This window comes from Pseudomonas sp. S3_B08, from assembly GCF_054667725.1.
Map to the genome: position 1 here is coordinate 4872896 of NZ_CP162750.1, position 16641 is coordinate 4889536.

At 61.5% G+C, this 16641-nt stretch carries 17 protein-coding genes and 1 pseudogene; 8 read left to right on the forward strand and 10 right to left on the reverse strand.

The genetic code is table 11. The annotated features are described in order from the left end of the window. Window positions 1-26: 26 nt before the first annotated feature. Window positions 27-947, reverse strand: coding sequence for a zinc ABC transporter substrate-binding protein (locus AB4N73_RS22125; protein WP_460142549.1), 921 nt, complete (start codon window positions 945-947; stop codon window positions 27-29). Between the two features lie 66 nt (window positions 948-1013). On the opposite strand from AB4N73_RS22125, the pseudogene AB4N73_RS22130 reads away from it, so the two are divergent. The 4 genes and pseudogenes from AB4N73_RS22130 to AB4N73_RS22145 form a co-directional block, all read left to right on the forward strand. Next, window positions 1014-1487 (forward strand): annotated as a pseudogene (locus AB4N73_RS22130) (Fur family transcriptional regulator); the annotation flags it as partial. 7 nt (window positions 1488-1494) lie between these two features. Next, window positions 1495-2280 (forward strand): zinc ABC transporter ATP-binding protein ZnuC, encoded by a 786-nt coding sequence (gene znuC, locus AB4N73_RS22135; RefSeq protein WP_024014991.1) that lies wholly within the window; start codon window positions 1495-1497, stop codon window positions 2278-2280. Beyond that, window positions 2273-3061: a zinc ABC transporter permease subunit ZnuB gene (gene znuB / locus AB4N73_RS22140; RefSeq protein ID WP_016772340.1), complete on the forward strand. Its 789-nt coding sequence runs from the start codon at window positions 2273-2275 to the stop codon at window positions 3059-3061. The genes znuC and znuB overlap by 8 nt, the downstream gene beginning before the upstream one ends. Window positions 3062-3098: 37 nt before the next feature. Then, entirely contained in the window at window positions 3099-3812 is a 714-nt protein-coding gene (locus tag AB4N73_RS22145) for a PA5502 family lipoprotein (protein WP_016772339.1), read from the forward strand. Window positions 3813-3906: 94 nt separating this feature from the next. Here the strand turns inward: AB4N73_RS22145 and katE are convergent, their stop codons facing one another. Beyond that, window positions 3907-6048, reverse strand: coding sequence for a catalase HPII (gene katE / locus AB4N73_RS22150; RefSeq protein WP_024014993.1), 2142 nt, complete (start codon window positions 6046-6048; stop codon window positions 3907-3909). A 263-nt stretch (window positions 6049-6311) separates the two neighbouring features. Here katE and AB4N73_RS22155 point away from each other — a divergent pair, with 263 nt between their 5' ends. The 3 genes from AB4N73_RS22155 to AB4N73_RS22165 all read left to right on the forward strand — a co-directional run bounded on the left by AB4N73_RS22155 (window position 6312) and on the right by AB4N73_RS22165 (window position 8828). Further along, entirely contained in the window at window positions 6312-7319 is a 1008-nt protein-coding gene (locus AB4N73_RS22155) for a methionine ABC transporter ATP-binding protein (protein WP_016772338.1), read from the forward strand. Beyond that, window positions 7319-7993, forward strand: coding sequence for a methionine ABC transporter permease (locus tag AB4N73_RS22160; protein WP_016772337.1), 675 nt, complete (start codon window positions 7319-7321; stop codon window positions 7991-7993). The genes AB4N73_RS22155 and AB4N73_RS22160 overlap by 1 nt, the downstream gene beginning before the upstream one ends. Before the next feature lie 64 nt (window positions 7994-8057). Then, window positions 8058-8828: a MetQ/NlpA family ABC transporter substrate-binding protein gene (locus AB4N73_RS22165; RefSeq protein WP_252879183.1), complete on the forward strand. Its 771-nt coding sequence runs from the start codon at window positions 8058-8060 to the stop codon at window positions 8826-8828. Window positions 8829-9109: 281 nt separating this feature from the next. Here AB4N73_RS22165 and AB4N73_RS22170 read toward each other — a convergent pair whose 3' ends face one another. Genes AB4N73_RS22170 through AB4N73_RS22190 form a run of 5 tightly spaced genes read right to left on the reverse strand, consistent with a single transcriptional unit; the run spans window position 9110 to window position 13018 of the window. Then, the gene (locus AB4N73_RS22170; RefSeq protein ID WP_460142550.1) at window positions 9110-9745 is read right to left on the reverse strand and encodes an SCO family protein; all 636 of its coding nucleotides are present in this window, start codon (window positions 9743-9745) and stop codon (window positions 9110-9112) included. Then, the gene (cyoE, locus tag AB4N73_RS22175; protein WP_375122938.1) at window positions 9742-10641 is read right to left on the reverse strand and encodes a heme o synthase; all 900 of its coding nucleotides are present in this window, start codon (window positions 10639-10641) and stop codon (window positions 9742-9744) included. Before cyoE ends, AB4N73_RS22170 begins: the two co-directional genes overlap by 4 nt. Beyond that, window positions 10629-11708: a COX15/CtaA family protein gene (locus AB4N73_RS22180; protein WP_095182287.1), complete on the reverse strand. Its 1080-nt coding sequence runs from the start codon at window positions 11706-11708 to the stop codon at window positions 10629-10631. The genes cyoE and AB4N73_RS22180 overlap by 13 nt, the downstream gene beginning before the upstream one ends. A gap of 10 nt (window positions 11709-11718) precedes the next feature. Then, on the reverse strand, window positions 11719-12312 hold the full coding sequence (locus AB4N73_RS22185) for a hypothetical protein (protein WP_056791251.1): 594 nt from the start codon (window positions 12310-12312) through the stop codon (window positions 11719-11721). After that, window positions 12278-13018 carry an SURF1 family protein gene (locus tag AB4N73_RS22190; protein ID WP_460142551.1) on the reverse strand — a complete coding sequence of 247 codons (741 nt, stop codon included), beginning with the start codon at window positions 13016-13018 and terminating at the stop codon, window positions 12278-12280. The genes AB4N73_RS22185 and AB4N73_RS22190 overlap by 35 nt, the downstream gene beginning before the upstream one ends. A 70-nt stretch (window positions 13019-13088) precedes the next feature. Between AB4N73_RS22190 and AB4N73_RS22195 the strand changes: the two genes are divergently transcribed. After that, window positions 13089-13292 carry a twin transmembrane helix small protein gene (locus AB4N73_RS22195; protein WP_016772330.1) on the forward strand — a complete coding sequence of 68 codons (204 nt, stop codon included), beginning with the start codon at window positions 13089-13091 and terminating at the stop codon, window positions 13290-13292. A 9-nt stretch (window positions 13293-13301) separates the two neighbouring features. Here the strand turns inward: AB4N73_RS22195 and AB4N73_RS22200 are convergent, their stop codons facing one another. The 3 genes from AB4N73_RS22200 to ctaD form a co-directional block, all read right to left on the reverse strand. Next, a complete protein-coding gene (locus tag AB4N73_RS22200; RefSeq protein ID WP_095182286.1) occupies window positions 13302-14189 on the reverse strand; it encodes a cytochrome c oxidase subunit 3 in 888 nt (295 codons plus the stop codon). A 25-nt stretch (window positions 14190-14214) separates the two neighbouring features. After that, entirely contained in the window at window positions 14215-14766 is a 552-nt protein-coding gene (locus AB4N73_RS22205; RefSeq protein WP_252877194.1) for a cytochrome c oxidase assembly protein, read from the reverse strand. 258 nt (window positions 14767-15024) lie between these two features. Beyond that, entirely contained in the window at window positions 15025-16611 is a 1587-nt protein-coding gene (gene ctaD / locus AB4N73_RS22210; RefSeq protein ID WP_016772327.1) for a cytochrome c oxidase subunit I, read from the reverse strand. Window positions 16612-16641 lie beyond the last annotated feature (30 nt).

The window sequence follows — 16641 nt, forward strand, 5'->3', positions numbered from 1 at the left end:
GGCTCGCTCCCACAGGGTTTGTGTTGTTACAGCGATTCCAGGCATCCGGCCAGATCATTGCCGAGTTTTTCCAGCACCTGCTCATATCCCTGAGCGGTCGCCGGCGTATAACCACCCAGCGCATCCAGCTCGGCCAGTTTCACTGGCAAACCGGCCACCAGCGTTTCCGCCAGACGTGGACGCAACGGTGGCTCGCTGAACACACAGGTCTTGCCCACTTCCTGCAAGCGCTTGCGCATCGCCGCGACATGCTGGGCGCCGGGCTGTACTTCAGCGGCCACCGCGAACACGCCCGCATGCTTCAGGCCGTAAGCGTCTTCGAAATAATCAAAGGCCTCGTGAAAGACGAAGTACGGCTTGCCTTCGACATTGGCCATACGCGTCTTCAAGCGCTGATCCAGCGCATCCAGACGTTCATCGAAGGCTTTGGCATTGCTCTGATAACGCTGGGCATTGGCCGGGTCGGCGGCGCTGAGGTCGGCGGCCATTTTGTCAGCGATTACCCGCGCATTGGCCGGTGACAACCACAGGTGTGCATCCAGCGAGCCGGGGCGATGATCGTGATCATGCTCGTCGGCTTCTTCGGCATGGGAATGGTTGTCCGCGCCAAAATGCCGCAGCTTGAGTCCCGGCAGATCCTGCACGGCGACGCTCGGCAGGCTGCGACCGCCGAGTACGCGCGGCAGGAAACCTTCCATGTCCGGGCCGATCCAGTAGAGCAGATCGACCGACTGCACCTTCCGTACGTCGGATGGGCGCAGGGCGTAATTGTGTGGGGAGGCACCCGGCGGCAGCAGCACCTCGGGAATCGCCACGCCGTCCTGCACGGCAGCGGCAATCAGCTGCAACGGTTTGATACTGGTGAGCACTTTGACCTCGGCCTGGGCCGTACCGATCAGCAGAAAACTGGCAACAAAAGCCACAAAAACAGAAAAAAGTCGGGACACGATGACCACTCAAGGAAGCGAGAACGGGTAACATAATAACGTCTCCAGCAAATCTCGTCGCCGCTCATGCCTATTACACCGATTGCCAGCCGTCCCCACGACCACTCCCATTGCGTGCACAGCGCTCTGTCCGAGGCCGATACCTTGTGCGCGCAGAAAGGTTTGCGTCTGACTGCCCTGCGCCGCCGCGTGCTGGAACTGGTCTGGCAAAGCCACAAGCCGCTGGGTGCCTACGACATCCTTGCGGTGCTCAGCGAGCAGGACGGCCGCCGCGCCGCGCCGCCTACGGTGTACCGCGCACTGGATTTCCTGCTCGAAAACGGCCTGGTCCATCGCATCTCGTCGCTCAACGCCTTCGTTGGCTGCGTGCATCCTGAACACGCGCACCAAGGCCAGTTCCTGATCTGCCGCGAGTGCCACGCCGCCATCGAACTTGAGCAAAAAGTGATCAGCGACGCGATCATCAGCAGCGCCAAAGATGTCGGTTTCATCGTCGAAGCGCAGACGGTCGAAGTGGTTGGTCTGTGCGCCGGTTGCCGGGGGCCTGATGAGCAACGCGCTGATCCGTCTGGAGCAGGTCGCCGTCACGTTTGCCGGGCAGACCGTGCTGGACAACATCGAGCTGAGCGTCGAGCCGGGGCAGATCGTCACCCTGATCGGCCCCAATGGCGCCGGCAAGACCACGCTGGTACGCGCCGTGCTCGGGCTGTTGAAGCCGAACAGTGGCAGCGTCTGGCGCAAGCCGAAATTGCGCGTCGGTTACATGCCGCAGAAACTGCATGTTGACCCGACGCTGCCGCTGTCAGTGCTGCGCTTCCTGCGCCTGGTGCCTGGCGTCGATCGTTCGCGTGCCTTGGCCGCGTTGAAGGAAGTTGGCGCCGAACACGTGATCGACAGCCCGGTGCAGAGCGTTTCCGGCGGCGAAATGCAGCGTGTGCTGCTGGCTCGGGCACTGCTGCGTGAGCCGGAACTGTTGGTGCTGGATGAACCGGTGCAGGGCGTCGACGTGGCCGGGCAGGCCGAGCTGTACAGCCTGATCACCCGTCTGCGTGACCGCCACGGTTGCGGCGTGCTGATGGTGTCCCACGATTTGCATCTGGTGATGAGCACTACCGATCAGGTGGTCTGCCTCAATCGTCACGTCTGCTGCTCCGGGCACCCCGAGCAGGTCAGCGGCGATCCGGCATTTGTCGAGTTGTTCGGCAAGAACGCGCCGAGTCTGGCGATCTATCACCACCATCACGACCACGCCCACGACCTGCACGGTTCGGTGGTCAAAGGCCCGCTCGGCGGGCAACCTCATGTTCATGGAGACGGCTGCAAGCATGGCTGATTTTCTCTTGTATGCCCTGCTTGCAGGTCTGGCCCTGGCACTGGTGGCCGGACCGCTCGGCTCGTTTGTGGTGTGGCGGCGCATGGCCTATTTCGGCGATACCCTGTCCCACGCCGCATTGCTCGGCGTGGCACTGGGCTTTTTGCTGGACGTCAGCCCGACGGTGGCGGTGACGGTCGGTTGCCTGCTGCTGGCGGTGCTCTTGGTGACGCTGCAACAGCGTCAGCCACTGGCATCCGACACGCTGTTGGGAATTCTTGCACCGAGCACCCTCTCTCTCGGCCTGGTGGTACTAAGCTTCATGCATGAAGTGCGGATCGACCTGATGGCCTATCTGTTCGGCGACTTGCTGGCAATCAGTCCGAGCGATCTTGCGTGGATTCTCGGTGGCACCGCGGCGGTGCTGGTGTTGCTGGTGACGCTGTGGCGGCCGCTGCTGGCGGTCACCGTGCACGAAGAATTGGCGCGGGTCGAAGGCCTGCCGGTTGCGGGTTTGCGCTTGGCGCTGATGCTGTTGATCGCGGTGGTGATCGCCGTGGCGATGAAAATCGTCGGGGTGTTGCTGATTACATCGCTACTGATCATCCCGGCGGCTGCGGCACAGCGTCACGCCCGTTCGCCGGAGCAGATGGCCTTGGGCGCGAGCCTGCTGGGCATGCTCGCGGTGTGCGGCGGGCTGGCGTTGTCGTGGTTCAAGGACACTCCGGCGGGGCCGTCTATCGTTGTGACGGCAGCCGCGCTGTTTCTGTTGAGTTTTGTTCTGCCCCGTCGTGGGGTGTAGACTTGGCCGCTTTTTGCGCAATTAGAGAGTCGCAGGAATGAAGCCGTTCGCCTCCCGTTATCTGCTCCTTGTCGCATTTTCAGTGCTGCTGGGCGCCTGCCAAAGCACGCCGCCGGTGGCTGAAGTCCCCGATGCGCGGGCTACGGCCATCGCACAGCTGGAGCAAAGCCTGGCCAGCAGCGAACTGGCCACCGCCGAAGACCAGTTGGCCGCTTTGCAGGCCGCGACCCCCAACGATCAGTCCCTTGAGCAGTACCAGCGGCAGCTGGCCGAGGCGTACCTGCGCCGCAGCCAGATCGTTCTGCAAAAGGGCGATGTCAACGCTGCCGCCACCGCGCTCAGCCGCGCCCGTGCTCTGATGCCCAAGGCGCCAGCGCTGACCGGCGGCGTCAACGGCGCGATCACCGAAGCGCGCAAGGCCGAGCTGGAAAAGGCCGAGGCCGCGCTGCTGGCTGCCGAAGCCAGGCCGAAAGCCAAGGTCATCGACCCGACCGCCGAGAGCACCACTGTTGCGTTGAACATCGGCGATATTCACAAGCTGCAACGGCAACTCGATGCTATCGCCGCCGATGTGGTGAATTACGAATGCGCTGTCAGCATTCAGGCGCCGCGCACCGCGGATTATCCTTGGCTGGCGACGTTGCTGAGCAAGCGAGTAAAGAAGCTCGATCCTGATTTTGATTTGCAGATCGAGAAGCAGATCTTGCGCACGGTTCCGGCGCAGATGGTTTTAAGTCCGCGCAAGCCATAAAAAGCTTCGCGAGCAGGCTCGCTCCCACAGGTGCAACAGCGTACCTGTGGGAGCGAGCCTGCTCGCGAAAGCGTCCTCTCAGCCAATAAAGATCTTAAGCCGGAATAGCCTTGGCCTTAGGCTCCCGCGCCCAGACCCGGTGCTCGCCGATCGCGGCGAAGAACGGTTTGGTCAGCGCCCCTACATCCGCGCCCTGCAACAACCCCGCATCCGCGTCGAGCTTCAACAGGTCCTGCAACTGCTTGGCCTCGCCGTGCAGCGCGATCGCCTTCAGGTGCTTGTAAGCTTCGAGCAGGTAGTGCAACGCCACGCCGTCACCGCTCAACGCGGTAATCGACGCCGCGCCACCCGGTACGAACACCGCATCGAACGCAATTGAAGGCATGCCTTCCATCGACGCATCCACCGGCAATGCCTTGCCGTCAGCGGTCTTCACTGGCGCCGAGGTCGGGCCGAGCAGTTTCGCGTGGGCGCCTTCGGCTTCAAGTGCTTTCTTCATCGCATCGATGGCTGCAGCATCAACGCCGTTGGCCGCGAGAATCGCCACTTTGCGCGTCTTGATGTTGCCTGGCAGCAGGTTGGCCTGGCTCAGCGCTGGCGATTGCTCCAGCGAGGTCTTGCGCACTTCGACCGTGCCTTTGGCGGGTGCCGGCAAACCAAGGTTTTCAGCCACACGTTTGGCCAGGGTCAGGTCGATATTGGCGAGGATCTCGTTCACTTCACGGGCACGGATGAACTCACGTTCGACCTTGCCCAGCTCGAAGCTGTAGGCAGCGATGATGTGCTCTTTCTCGTGGTCGCTCATGCTGTTGAAGAACAGGCGGGCCTGGGAGAAGTGATCGCTGAACGACTCGCTACGCTGACGGATCTTCGCTGCGTCGATGCGCTCCGGGTAGCTCTCGAAACCACCGTCCTGTGCCGCTGGCGGGGTTTCTTTTGGCCAACCGCCGTCGATCGAGTTCGGCTCGTACGAGGCACGCCCCTTGTCGATGGTGGTGCGGTGTTGCGCATCGCGCTGGCCGTTGTGGAACGGCGCCACCGGACGATTGATCGGCAGCTCATGGAAGTTCGGCCCGCCGAGTCGGCTGATCTGCGTGTCGGTATAGGAAAACAGCCGACCTTGCAGCAACGGGTCATTGGAGAAGTCGATACCCGGCACGATGTGGCCAGGGCAGAAGGCGACCTGCTCGGTTTCGGCGAAGAAGTTGTCCGGGTTGCGGTTCAGGGTCATTTTGCCCAGCGGCGTAATCGGGACGATTTCTTCTGGAATGATCTTGGTCGGATCGAGGATGTCGAAGTCGAAATCGTGTTCGTTCTCTTCTTCGACGATCTGCACGCCCAGTTCCCATTCCGGGTAATCGCCCATCTCGATCGCTTCCCACAGGTCGCGGCGGTGGTAGTCGGTGTCCTTACCGGCGAGCTTCTGCGCCTCGTCCCACACCAGCGAGCAAGTGCCGGCGGTAGGGCGCCAGTGGAATTTGACGAAACGTGATTTGCCCTCGGCGTTGATCAGGCGGAAGGTGTGTACGCCAAAGCCCTGCATGCTGCGCAGGCTTTTCGGGATGGCCCGGTCGGACATCGCCCAGATCACCATGTGCGCCGATTCCGGCACCAGCGAGACGAAGTCCCAGAACGTGTCGTGAGCCGAGCCGCCGGTCGGGATTTCGTTGTGCGGCTCGGGTTTCACCGCGTGGACGAAGTCCGGGAACTTGATCGCGTCCTGAATGAAGAACACCGGCATGTTGTTGCCGACCAGGTCGAAGTTACCCTCGTCGGTAAAGAATTTCACCGCAAAGCCGCGCACGTCACGCACGGTATCGCCGGAACCCCGTGGCCCCTGCACCGTAGAAAAACGCACGAACACCGGGGTTTTCTTGCCCGGATCCTGCAGGAAACCGGCCTTGGTCAGTGCTGCATGGTTCTCGTAAGTCTGAAAGAAACCGTGGGCGCCGGTACCGCGCGCATGGACGATACGCTCCGGAATGCGCTCATGGTCAAAGTGCGTGATCTTTTCACGCATGATGAAATCTTCCAGCAGCGACGGCCCGCGCGGCCCGGCTTTGAGGGTGTTCTGGTTGTCGGCGATCTTCACGCCCTGATTGGTCCGCAGTGCCTGACCGGTGGCGTCGGAACGGAATTCTTCCAGGCTGTCGAGCTTGGCGTTGGTGTTGGCGCGATCCGGGGTATCGGTCCCGGCCATTTCGCTTTTATCAGGTGCAGGCTTTTTGATGCTCATCAGACGTAAACTCCTCGTTTGGCCCCGGATGCCTTCCGAAGACCCTTGAGTGATTCCCGGGCACGGCACCCAGGGGTTTCAAGTCGCTTAAGTAGTGACTGATGAGCGTTTCAGCCGTTCCGTTTATCTGACCTTTGATCGCGTTATTGCCAAATTGAAGGTTAATTGCGAAATAAATGCTAAGAACCTCTATACGGACAGGCTAAAATGCGCGCCCGGCTAACCGCTGATCCTTTTCCAACGCGCCCCACAAGGTTCGCTACGTGATCGAGTTTCAAAACGTCCACAAGACTTACCGCGTTGCCGGTAAGGATATTCCCGCGCTGCACCCGACCAGTCTCGCCATCGAGAACGGCCAGGTGTTCGGCCTGATTGGCCATTCCGGTGCGGGCAAAAGTACCCTGCTGCGTCTGATCAATCGCCTGGAAGATTCCAGTGGCGGCAAGATCATCGTCGACGGCGAAGAAGTCACTGCACTGGACGCCAACGGCTTGCGCCGTTTCCGCCAGCAGGTCGGGATGATCTTCCAGCACTTCAATCTGCTCGCCTCCAAGACCGTCGCCGACAACGTGGCCCTGCCGCTGACCCTGGCCGGTGAGTTGTCGAGCAGTGAAATCAATCAACGCGTGGCCGAGCTGCTGGCGCGGGTCGGTTTGTCCGACCACGCGAAAAAGTACCCGGCGCAACTGTCCGGCGGTCAGAAGCAGCGCGTCGGCATCGCCCGTGCGCTGGCGACCAAGCCGAAGATTCTGCTGTGCGACGAGGCCACCAGCGCCCTCGACCCGCAGACCACCGCATCGGTCCTGCAACTGCTGGCAGAAATCAATCGCGAGCTGAAACTGACCATTGTCCTGATCACCCACGAAATGGACGTGATCCGGCGCGTCTGCGATCAGGTCGCGGTGATGGACGCCGGCGTGATCGTCGAGCAGGGTCCGGTGGCCGATGTGTTCCTGCATCCGCAGCACCCGACCACCAAGCGTTTCGTCCAGGAAAGCGAGCAGATCGACGAGAGCGAGCAGCGTGACGACTTCGCCCACGTGCCCGGGCGCATCGTGCGTCTGACCTTCCAGGGTGAAGCGACCTACGCGCCGTTGCTCGGCACCGTCGCCCGGGAAACCGGCGTCGACTACAGCATCCTTGCCGGTCGCATCGACCGCATCAAAGACATTCCGTACGGGCAACTGACCCTCGCTGTCACCGGTGGCGACATGGAGGCGGCGTTTGCCCGCTTCACCGCCGCTGACGTTCACATGGAGGTGTTGCGCTAATGGCTGACCTGATGAGTTTCTTCGCCAATATCGACTGGTACGAAATCTGGCTGGCGACTGGCGACACCATGCTGATGCTCGGCGGTTCGCTGCTGTTCACCGTGCTGCTCGGCCTGCCGCTGGGGGTGCTGCTGTTTCTCTGCAGCCCGCGCCAGTTGCTGGAAAACCGTGGCCTCTACGCCGTGCTGTCGCTGGTGGTGAACATCTTGCGTTCGCTGCCATTCATCATTCTGCTGATCGTGATGATTCCTTTCACCGTGCTGATCACCGGCACCTCGCTGGGTGTGGCCGGGGCGATCCCGCCGCTGGTGGTGGGTGCTACGCCGTTCTTCGCGCGTCTGGTGGAAACCGCGCTGCGCGAAGTCGATCGCGGCATCATCGAAGCGACCCAGTCGATGGGCGCGACCACGCGGCAGATCATCATGAACGCCCTGCTGCCGGAAGCCCGTCCGGGCATCTTCGCAGCGATTACTGTGACAGCGATTACACTGGTGTCCTACACGGCGATGGCCGGTGTGGTCGGCGCCGGTGGTCTGGGCGACCTGGCGATCCGTTTCGGCTACCAGCGTTTCCAGACCGACGTGATGATCGTCACCGTGGTGCTGCTGTTGATTCTGGTGCAAGTGCTGCAAATGGTTGGCGACCGCCTGGTCGTGCATTTCTCGCGCAAATAAGCGGTTTTTTAATCAAGAGGCGCGGGCCATTCGCTGGCGGGCGCCCTCACAAGGAGTTAGCTGAATGAAAAAACTGATCGCTGCTTTCGCCGCTGTTGCGGCGTTTTCGGCCCACGCCGAGACCCTGACCGTTGCCGCCACCCCGGTGCCGCACGCGGAAATCCTCGAGTTCGTCAAACCGGCCCTGGCCAAGGAAGGCGTGGATCTGAAGGTCAAGGTCTTCACCGACTACATTCAGCCGAACGTACAGGTCGCGGAAAAGCGTCTGGACGCGAACTTCTTCCAGCACCAGCCGTATCTTGATGAATTCAACAAGGCCAAGGGCACTGATCTTGTAGCCGTGACCGGTGTGCATCTGGAGCCACTGGGCGCTTATTCGAGCAAGATCAAGGATCTGAAAGACCTGCCCGGCGGTGCCAACGTGGTGATCCCGAACGACGCCACCAACGGCGGCCGTGCGCTGTTGCTGCTGGACAAGGCTGGCGTGATCAAGCTCAAGGATTCGAAGAACATCCTGTCGACCGTCAAAGACATCGCCGAGAATCCGAAAGACCTGAAGATCCGTGAACTGGAAGCCGCGACCATTCCGCGCGTGCTGACCCAGGTCGATCTGGCGCTGATCAACACCAACTACGCGCTGGAAGCCAAGCTTGATCCGTCCAAGGATGCGCTGGTGATCGAAGGCAACGACTCGCCATACGTAAACATCCTCGTGTCCCGCCCGGACAACAAGGACAGCGACGCGATGAAGAAACTGGCGGCTGCACTGCACAGCCCGCAAGTGAAGCAGTTCATTACCGAGAAGTACAAAGGCGCGGTATTGCCGGCGTTCTGATTTGGATGGCTGCAATGAAAAAGGGGACGCCAATGGCGTCCCCTTTTTTGTGTCTGGTGTCTGGCTTTGGACCTGCTTTGAAGCTGCCCCTCACCCCAGCCCTCTCCCAGAGGGAGAGGGGGCCGACCGAGGTGTCTGGCGCTATGCATCGACCTGAAAGATCCAGTCGATTATGGATTCAGCACAGCGCTTACAAGTCGGCGTATTGCTTCAGCATCCCCCAATCAGTCCCCTCTCCCTCTGGGAGAGGGTTAGGGTGAGGGGCTTTTCGCTTTCTGCGTTTATTTGCGGTTGAGCATCACCGGCAATTGCGCCACCAGTTTGGTGTTATTCAACGGCGCCCGAATAAACCCACGCTGCGTACCATCCGGCCCGATCACCGCCAGATTGCCGCTATGGTCCACCGTGTAATTCGGCTTGCTGGTATCAGCCGGAATGAACGGAATGCTCACCGCATTCGCCACCTTCTGCAGCTCTTCGATAGATGAAGGCGTCAGGCCAATGAACTGCGGATCGAAGTAGCCCAGATACTGCTTCAACTGCTTCGGCGTATCGCGGTTGGGGTCCACGCTGACCAGCACGATCTGCAATTTATCCACAGCCTCTTTCGGCAGTTCACTCTTGATCTGTCGCAGTTGCGCCAGGTTGGTCGGGCAGATGTCCGGACAGAAGGTGTAGCCGAAGAACAACAGACTCCATTTGCCTTTCAACTCATCGATTGCAACCGGTTTGCCGTCCTGATCGGTCATGGTCACGTCCGGCAGGTTGCGGCTCTGCGGCAGCAGGATGATTCCGGCGTCGATCAGCGCAGTCGGGTCGCCCTGGCCTTTGCCGCTGAGCACTTTGTTGACGGTAAGCCCGAGGATCAGCGCGATCACGGCGACGAGGATGAAGACGGTTTTCTGGGTTCGGGTCATAGGTTCAACAGTAAGTAGTGGTCTACGAGCAGGGCGATGAACAACAGGAACAAGTAATAAATAGAGTACTTGAAGGTATTGATCGCCGCGTGCGGCCGAGTGCCACGGTACAGCACCACGGCCCATTGCAGAAACCTTGCGCCCAACGCCAGCGCACAGACCAGATACAGCACGCCGCTCATGTGAATCACGTACGGCAGCAGACTCACCGCCAGCAACGCAAATGTGTAGAGCAGAATGTGCACTTTGGTGTAGTGCTCGCCATGGGTCACCGGCAGCATCGGAATGTCGGCCTTGGCGTATTCCTCCTTGCGATGAATCGCCAGCGCCCAGAAATGCGGCGGGGTCCAGGCGAAGATGATCAGCACCAGCAACAGCGGTTCGGCGCTGACATGGCCGGTGGCGGCGGTCCAGCCGAGCAGCGGTGGCGCCGCGCCAGCGAGGCCGCCGATGACGATGTTCTGCGGCGTCGCGCGTTTGAGGAAACCGGTGTAGACCACCGCGTAACCGAGTAGTGAAGCGAGGGTCAGCCAAGCGGTCAGCTGATTGGTGAAGGTCAGCAGCAGCGCCTGACCGAGCAGCGCCAGCACCAAGGCGAAGGTCAGCGCCGCCGCAGGTGAAACCCGGCCTTCGGCCAAGGGACGTTTGTGCGTGCGCGCCATTACCGCATCGATGCGCCGATCGACCACATGATTGACCGCCGCCGCACCGCCGGCACACAACGCAATGCCCAGATTGCCAAACACCAGCACTGTCCACGGTACGCCCGCGCGGGTGGCGAGGAACATGCCGACCAGCGAGGTGATCAGCATCAGCACCACGACTTTCGGTTTGGTCAGCTCCAGATAATCGCGCCACAGCGCTTGCGCCGCACGCTCGCCTGTCAGACTCGCCATGGCGTTTCTCCTTTCAATGCGATGGGCGCAACGGCAGGTTTGTGCGCACTCAAGCGCCAGCGCGCCAGCACCGGTTGGCTCACCCGCAGCAGGCTGGTGCGGGCGTGGTAATTGACCAGTACCAGCGTCAGCAACAGCGCCGCACCGCCAGCGTTATGGGCGACGGCCACCGGCAGCGGCAGATGAAACAGCACGTTGCTGATGCCGAGGGTGATCTGCGCGGCAAGGGCGATCAGCAGCAAACCGGCCAGTCGGGTCATGCCCACCACTTTCAACTGCCAGGCCAGACCGAGCAGTACGACCGTCACCAGCAGAGCGCCGATGCGGTGTGTCAGATGAATGGCCGTGCGCGCGTCGCTATCGAGTTGTCCGCCGAGATAATTCGGGCCGATGTGCTGGGTCAGGTGGAAACCGTTGGCGAAGTCCGCCGGCGGCAGCCATTGGCCGTGGCAGGTGGGGAAGTCGATGCAGGCCACCGCTGCGTAGTTGGAACTGACCCAGCCGCCCAAGGCGATCTGGCCGATCACCAGCAGCAGCCCCGCCGTCGCCCAATATTGCAGGCGCTTCGGTACCGTCAGCGCCGGCAGCACGCCGGACAACCTCAGCGTCAGCAGGAACAGCAGACTCAACGTGGCAAAGCCGCCGAGCAAGTGCCCGGTGACCACTTGCGGCCAAAGCTTGAGCGTCACCGTCCACATGCCGAACGCCGCTTGGGCGATGACCACCGCCAGCAGAAACAGCGGCAGTTTCACCGGCTGGCCCGGATGGCGCCGGTTGACCCAGGCGCGCCCGGCCAGCACTGAGATCAGCAAACCGAGGGTGCCGGCGAAGTAGCGGTGAATCATCTCGTTCCAGCCCTTGTGCGCCTCCACTGGCGCGTCAGGGAAGTGCAGTTCGGCATGGGCCAGTTGCGCCTCGCTTTTCGGCACGCTGATAAAGCCGTAGCAGCCTGGCCAGTCCGGGCAGCCGAGGCCGGCATGGGTCAGGCGCGTATAGGCGCCGAGCAACACCACAATCAGTGCCAGCAGGGTGGCAAACAGCGCGAGGCGAAATCCAGGTTTGGCCATGACGATGCCCTCATCCGATGTTCGACAGTTTCAGCAGATGCCGCAGGTCGTTAAGCAGATCCTTGCCCTTCACATTCGGCTCGTAACGCAGCACCAGATTGCCGTGCGGGTCGACGATCCACAGCTGCGGCACGGCTTTGTCGCCGGTGGTCCTGGCGAACACGCCGGCATCCAGCGGATAGCGCTGCAGTTGCGGATATTCACGGTCGAGCTTGGCGGCGTAATCGGCGCTCAGTGGTTGCGCGGCGGCGAGGGCGTGGCTGGCGCGCCCGGCTTCGCGGCCGAGGCTGATCTGGATCTGCCGCGCCAGATAAACCAGTTGCTGGCAATCGACGGCGCAATCCTTCGGCGCCGTGACCAGAATCTGCCAGCGCTGCTCGTCGGCCTGCACGCCGAGGTCGGCGCGGGTCTGGCCGTTGCCGATCAGCTCGCCGTGATAGCTGCGTCCTTCCGGCACCCAGAACTGCAATTTGTACATGCCGGTGGCGAGCAGCATCGGCCCGACCACGCCAAGCACGATCAGCAACAACTGAATGCGCCCGCGCCGGCGGCTGGGAACGGGTTTGGCCTCAGACATGCTGGGTGGATTCATGGCGCTTCCCATGGCGTTTCTCCTTTGCGTTGTGCCAGCCCAAATAGAGGTAAAGACCGAGCAGGGCCGTGGCCATGGCGAACCATTGCACGGCGTAGCCGAGGTGTTTTTCCGGGCCCATCGCGACTACCGGCCAATCGGTCTGGTAGCTGGCCGGGCCGGGTTCGGCGCGTAATTCGTAGGCGAAGCCGTCGCGCTCCAGGGTTTGCCACAATTTGCCCGGCTCGACGGCGGTAATGGTTTGCGGCCAGACATCGCTGACCGGGTCGGCGTGCAACTGGAACGTCGCGCCGGGGGCGACATAGACCCAGGCATCGAGCGTCAGCGCCTCGGCGGGTGTTGTAAATTGCGGCGGCACGCGCCGGTCGGGCCAAGGCAGCCAGCCGCGATTGACCAGCAGCCACAGACCGCTGCGTTGATCCTGAAACGGTTGCAGCAATTCAACGCCGACCTTGCCGCCACGCTGGCGGTTGTCGAGCAACAGGGTATGGGCGGGGTCGAACTGGCCGTGCAGGCGCACGCGGCGGTAAGCCGGGTCGGCGCTGGCGAGCAGTTCACTGCTGGCCAGCGGTTCGGCCACGCGACGTTCGGCATAACTGGCCAGCAGCGCGGTTTTCTCCGCGCCCCGGCCCAGTTGCCAGAAGCCCAGCGCAACCATCAGCGGCAGCAACAGCGCCACCACGACAGTGGGAATCACGCCCGGGCGAAAGCGCTTCATGGGCGCGCCATAAAGTCAGTCATCGCGATCGCTATACTCAATTGCATCGCCTGTCCCCCGGAGTCTTGCCATGTTCAAAGCAGCGATCGTCCTGATGCTGATTGCCACGGTCGTCAGCCTGTTCAGCGGCCTGTTTTTCCTGGTCAAGGACGACAGCAGCTCCAATCGCCTGGTCATCGCCTTGAGTGTTCGGGTGGCACTGGCCGTGGTCACCGTCGGCCTGATGGCCTGGGGTTTCTATAGCGGCCAGTTGGTGTCCCATGCGCCCTGGTAGCGCCAGCAGTCAGAGGACGTAAACGAAGAAGAACAAACCGATCCACACCACATCGACGAAGTGCCAGTACCAGCTCGCCGCCTCGAAACCGAACTGGTGCTCGTTGTCGAAGTGGCCTTTCATGATGCGCATCAGCATCACGAACAGGATGATCGTGCCGATGGTCACGTGGGCGCCGTGGAATCCGGTGAGCATGAAGAACGTCGCGCCGTAGATGCCCGAGCCGAGGGTCAACCCCAGCTCTTTATAGGCGTGGATGTATTCCTCGGCCTGGAAACCGAGGAACGCGATGCCCAGCAGTACGGTGATCGCCAGCCACAGTTTCAGTGCACCGCGATGGCCTTTCTTCAGCGCATGGTGGGCGATGGTGATGGTCACGCTGGAGCTGACCAGCAGAATGGTGTTGATCAGCGGCAGGCCCCACGGGCTGATGACTTCTTTTGGCGGCGGGAACAGTTTCGGATCAGGTGTGTGCAGCAGCGGCCAGACAAATTCGAAGTTCGGCCAGAGCATGTGCGCGATGCCTTTCGGCCCCTCACCGCCCAGCGCCGGCCCGGACACATGGCGCACATAGAACAGCGCGCCGAAGAAGGCGACGAAGAACATCACCTCGGAAAAGATGAACCAGCTCATGCCCCAGCGGAACGAGCGGTCCAGCTGCGGGCTGTACAGCCCCGCGCGACTTTCCTTGATCACCGCACCGAACCAGCCGAACAGCATGTACGCCAGCAGCAGGCCACCGACGAAAAAGATCAGCGGGCCGTGGGAATCCGGGCGTGCGGCCTTGAGATCGTTGAACCAGGTGGCGAGGCCGTACACGGTGACGAACATCCCGAGCGTGGCGATGATCGGCCATTTGCTCTGGGCCGGGACGTAATAATGCTCATGAGTTGCCATTTATTGTTCTCCTTATCGGCCACGCTCAACCGCCAGTGTTAACAGCCACCGGCGGATGTCGGGCGGTGATATCGAACAGCGTGTAGGACAGCGTCAGGTGCTTCACTTCCTTGGGCATGTCGCGGTCAACGATGAAACGCACCGGCATCTCGATCTGTTCACCGGGTTGCAGCACCTGCTGGGTAAAGCAAAAGCATTCGGTCTTGTGGAAAAACGCCGCGGCGTTGCTCGGCGCAATACTCGGCACCGCTTGCGCACTCATCGGTTTGTCGGTGGGATTGCGTGCGATGAAGACCATCTCGTTCACGGCGCCGGGATTGGCGGTCATCTCGTCGTGTTTCGGGTAAAAGTCCCACGGCATGTCGGCGGTGTTGGTCGAGAGAAACTGCACGCGCACCTGGCGCGACGTGTCCACTACTTGCTCCCCCGCATACTGGCCGCCGGTCTTGCCGTTGATGCCGAAGGCTTTGCACATCACGTCGTAGATCGGCACCAAGGCGAAACCGAAGACGAACATCGCCACCACCACCAGCAGCAGGCGGGTGACGAGCTTCTCCAGCGAGATCGAGTCAGCCATGGTTCATGCCTCCCTCGTGTTCCCTGGTGGCCGGTGATGCTGTGGTGAGGGGATTTATCCCCGACCGGCTGCGCAGCAGTCGTAAACCCGGCGCATGCGGTGTGCCTGATACACCCCGATTGCAGATTTTGGGGCTGCTGCGCAGCCCAACGGGGATAAATCCCCTCGCCACGGGGGATCTGTGTACATCCACAGAAGATCTGTGAGCATCCACTGGGGATCTGTGCCTCTGTACACATTGCAAAAAACAGGAGGTGTTCATTTCACTTCCGGCGGCGTGGTGAAGGTGTGATACGGCGCCGGCGACGGCACGCTCCACTCCAGCCCTTCGGCGCCGTCCCACGGTTTGGCCGGGGCCGGTGCGCCGCCACGGATGGTCTTGATGACGATGAACAGGAAGAAGATCTGCGTGGCGCCGAACATGAACGCGCCGATCGACGAGACCATGTTGAAGTCGGCGAACTGCAGGTTGTAGTCCGGAATCCGTCGCGGCATCCCCGCAAGGCCGACGAAGTGCATCGGGAAAAAGGTCAGGTTCATGCCCACGAACGACAGCCAGAAATGCAGCTTGCCGAGGGTTTCGTCGTACATGTGCCCGGTCCACTTCGGCAGCCAGTAATAGGCCGAGGCGAAGATGCCGAAGATCGCCCCGGGCACCAGCACGTAGTGGAAGTGCGCGACAACGAAGTAGGTGTCCTGGTACTGGAAGTCCGCCGGGGCGATCGCCAGCATCAGCCCGGAAAAACCACCGATCGAGAACAGGATGACGAACGCCACGGCAAACAGCATCGGCGTCTCGAAGGTCATCGAGCCCTGCCACATGGTGCTGGCCCAGTTGAACACTTTCACACCCGTAGGCACGGCGATCAGCATGGTCGCGTACATGAAGAACAACTCGCCCACCAGCGGGATGCCGACCACGAACATGTGGTGCGCCCAGACGATGAACGACAGGAACGCGATACTCGCCGTGGCGTAGACCATCGAGGTGTAGCCGAACAGCGGTTTGCGCGCGAAGGTCGGGATGATCTGGCTGACCGCGCCGAACGCCGGCAGGATCATGATGTACACCTCGGGGTGGCCGAAGAACCAGAACACATGCTGGAACAGCACTGGATCACCACCGCCGGCAGCACTGAAGAAACTGGTGCCGAAGTGGATGTCCATGAGCATCATCGTCACGCAGCCAGCGAGCACCGGCATCACTGCGATCAGCAGAAACGCGGTGATCAGCCAGGTCCACACGAACAGCGGCATTTTCATCAGGGTCATGCCGGGTGCGCGCAGGTTGAGGATGGTCGCGACTACGTTGATCGCGCCCATGATCGAACTGATGCCCATCAAGTGGATGGCGAAGATGAAGAACGTCACGCTTTCCGGTGCATAAGTCGTCGACAGCGGCGCGTAGAACGTCCAGCCGAAATTCGGCCCGCCACCGGGGGTGAACAGGGTCGAGACCAGCAGCAGAAACGCTGCCGGCAACAGCCAGAAACTGAAGTTGTTCATCCGTGGCAGGGCCATGTCGGGCGCCCCGACCATCAGCGGGATCATCCAGTTGGCGAGGCCGACGAAGGCCGGCATCACTGCACCAAAGACCATCACCAGACCGTGCATGGTGGTCATCTGGTTGAAGAATTCCGGCTGGACGATCTGCAGGCCGGGCTGGAACAGCTCGGCGCGAATGACCATGGCGAACGAGCCGCCGAGCAGGAACATGCAGAAGGCAAACCACAGGTACAGCGTGCCGATGTCCTTGTGGTTGGTGGTCAGCACCCAGCGCATCAGGCCTTTGGCGGGGCCGTGGGCGTGGTCGGCGTGACCGTGGTCATCGATGACAGCGCTCATGGCCGGTCTCCTTCACGAAAGTGGACGGGG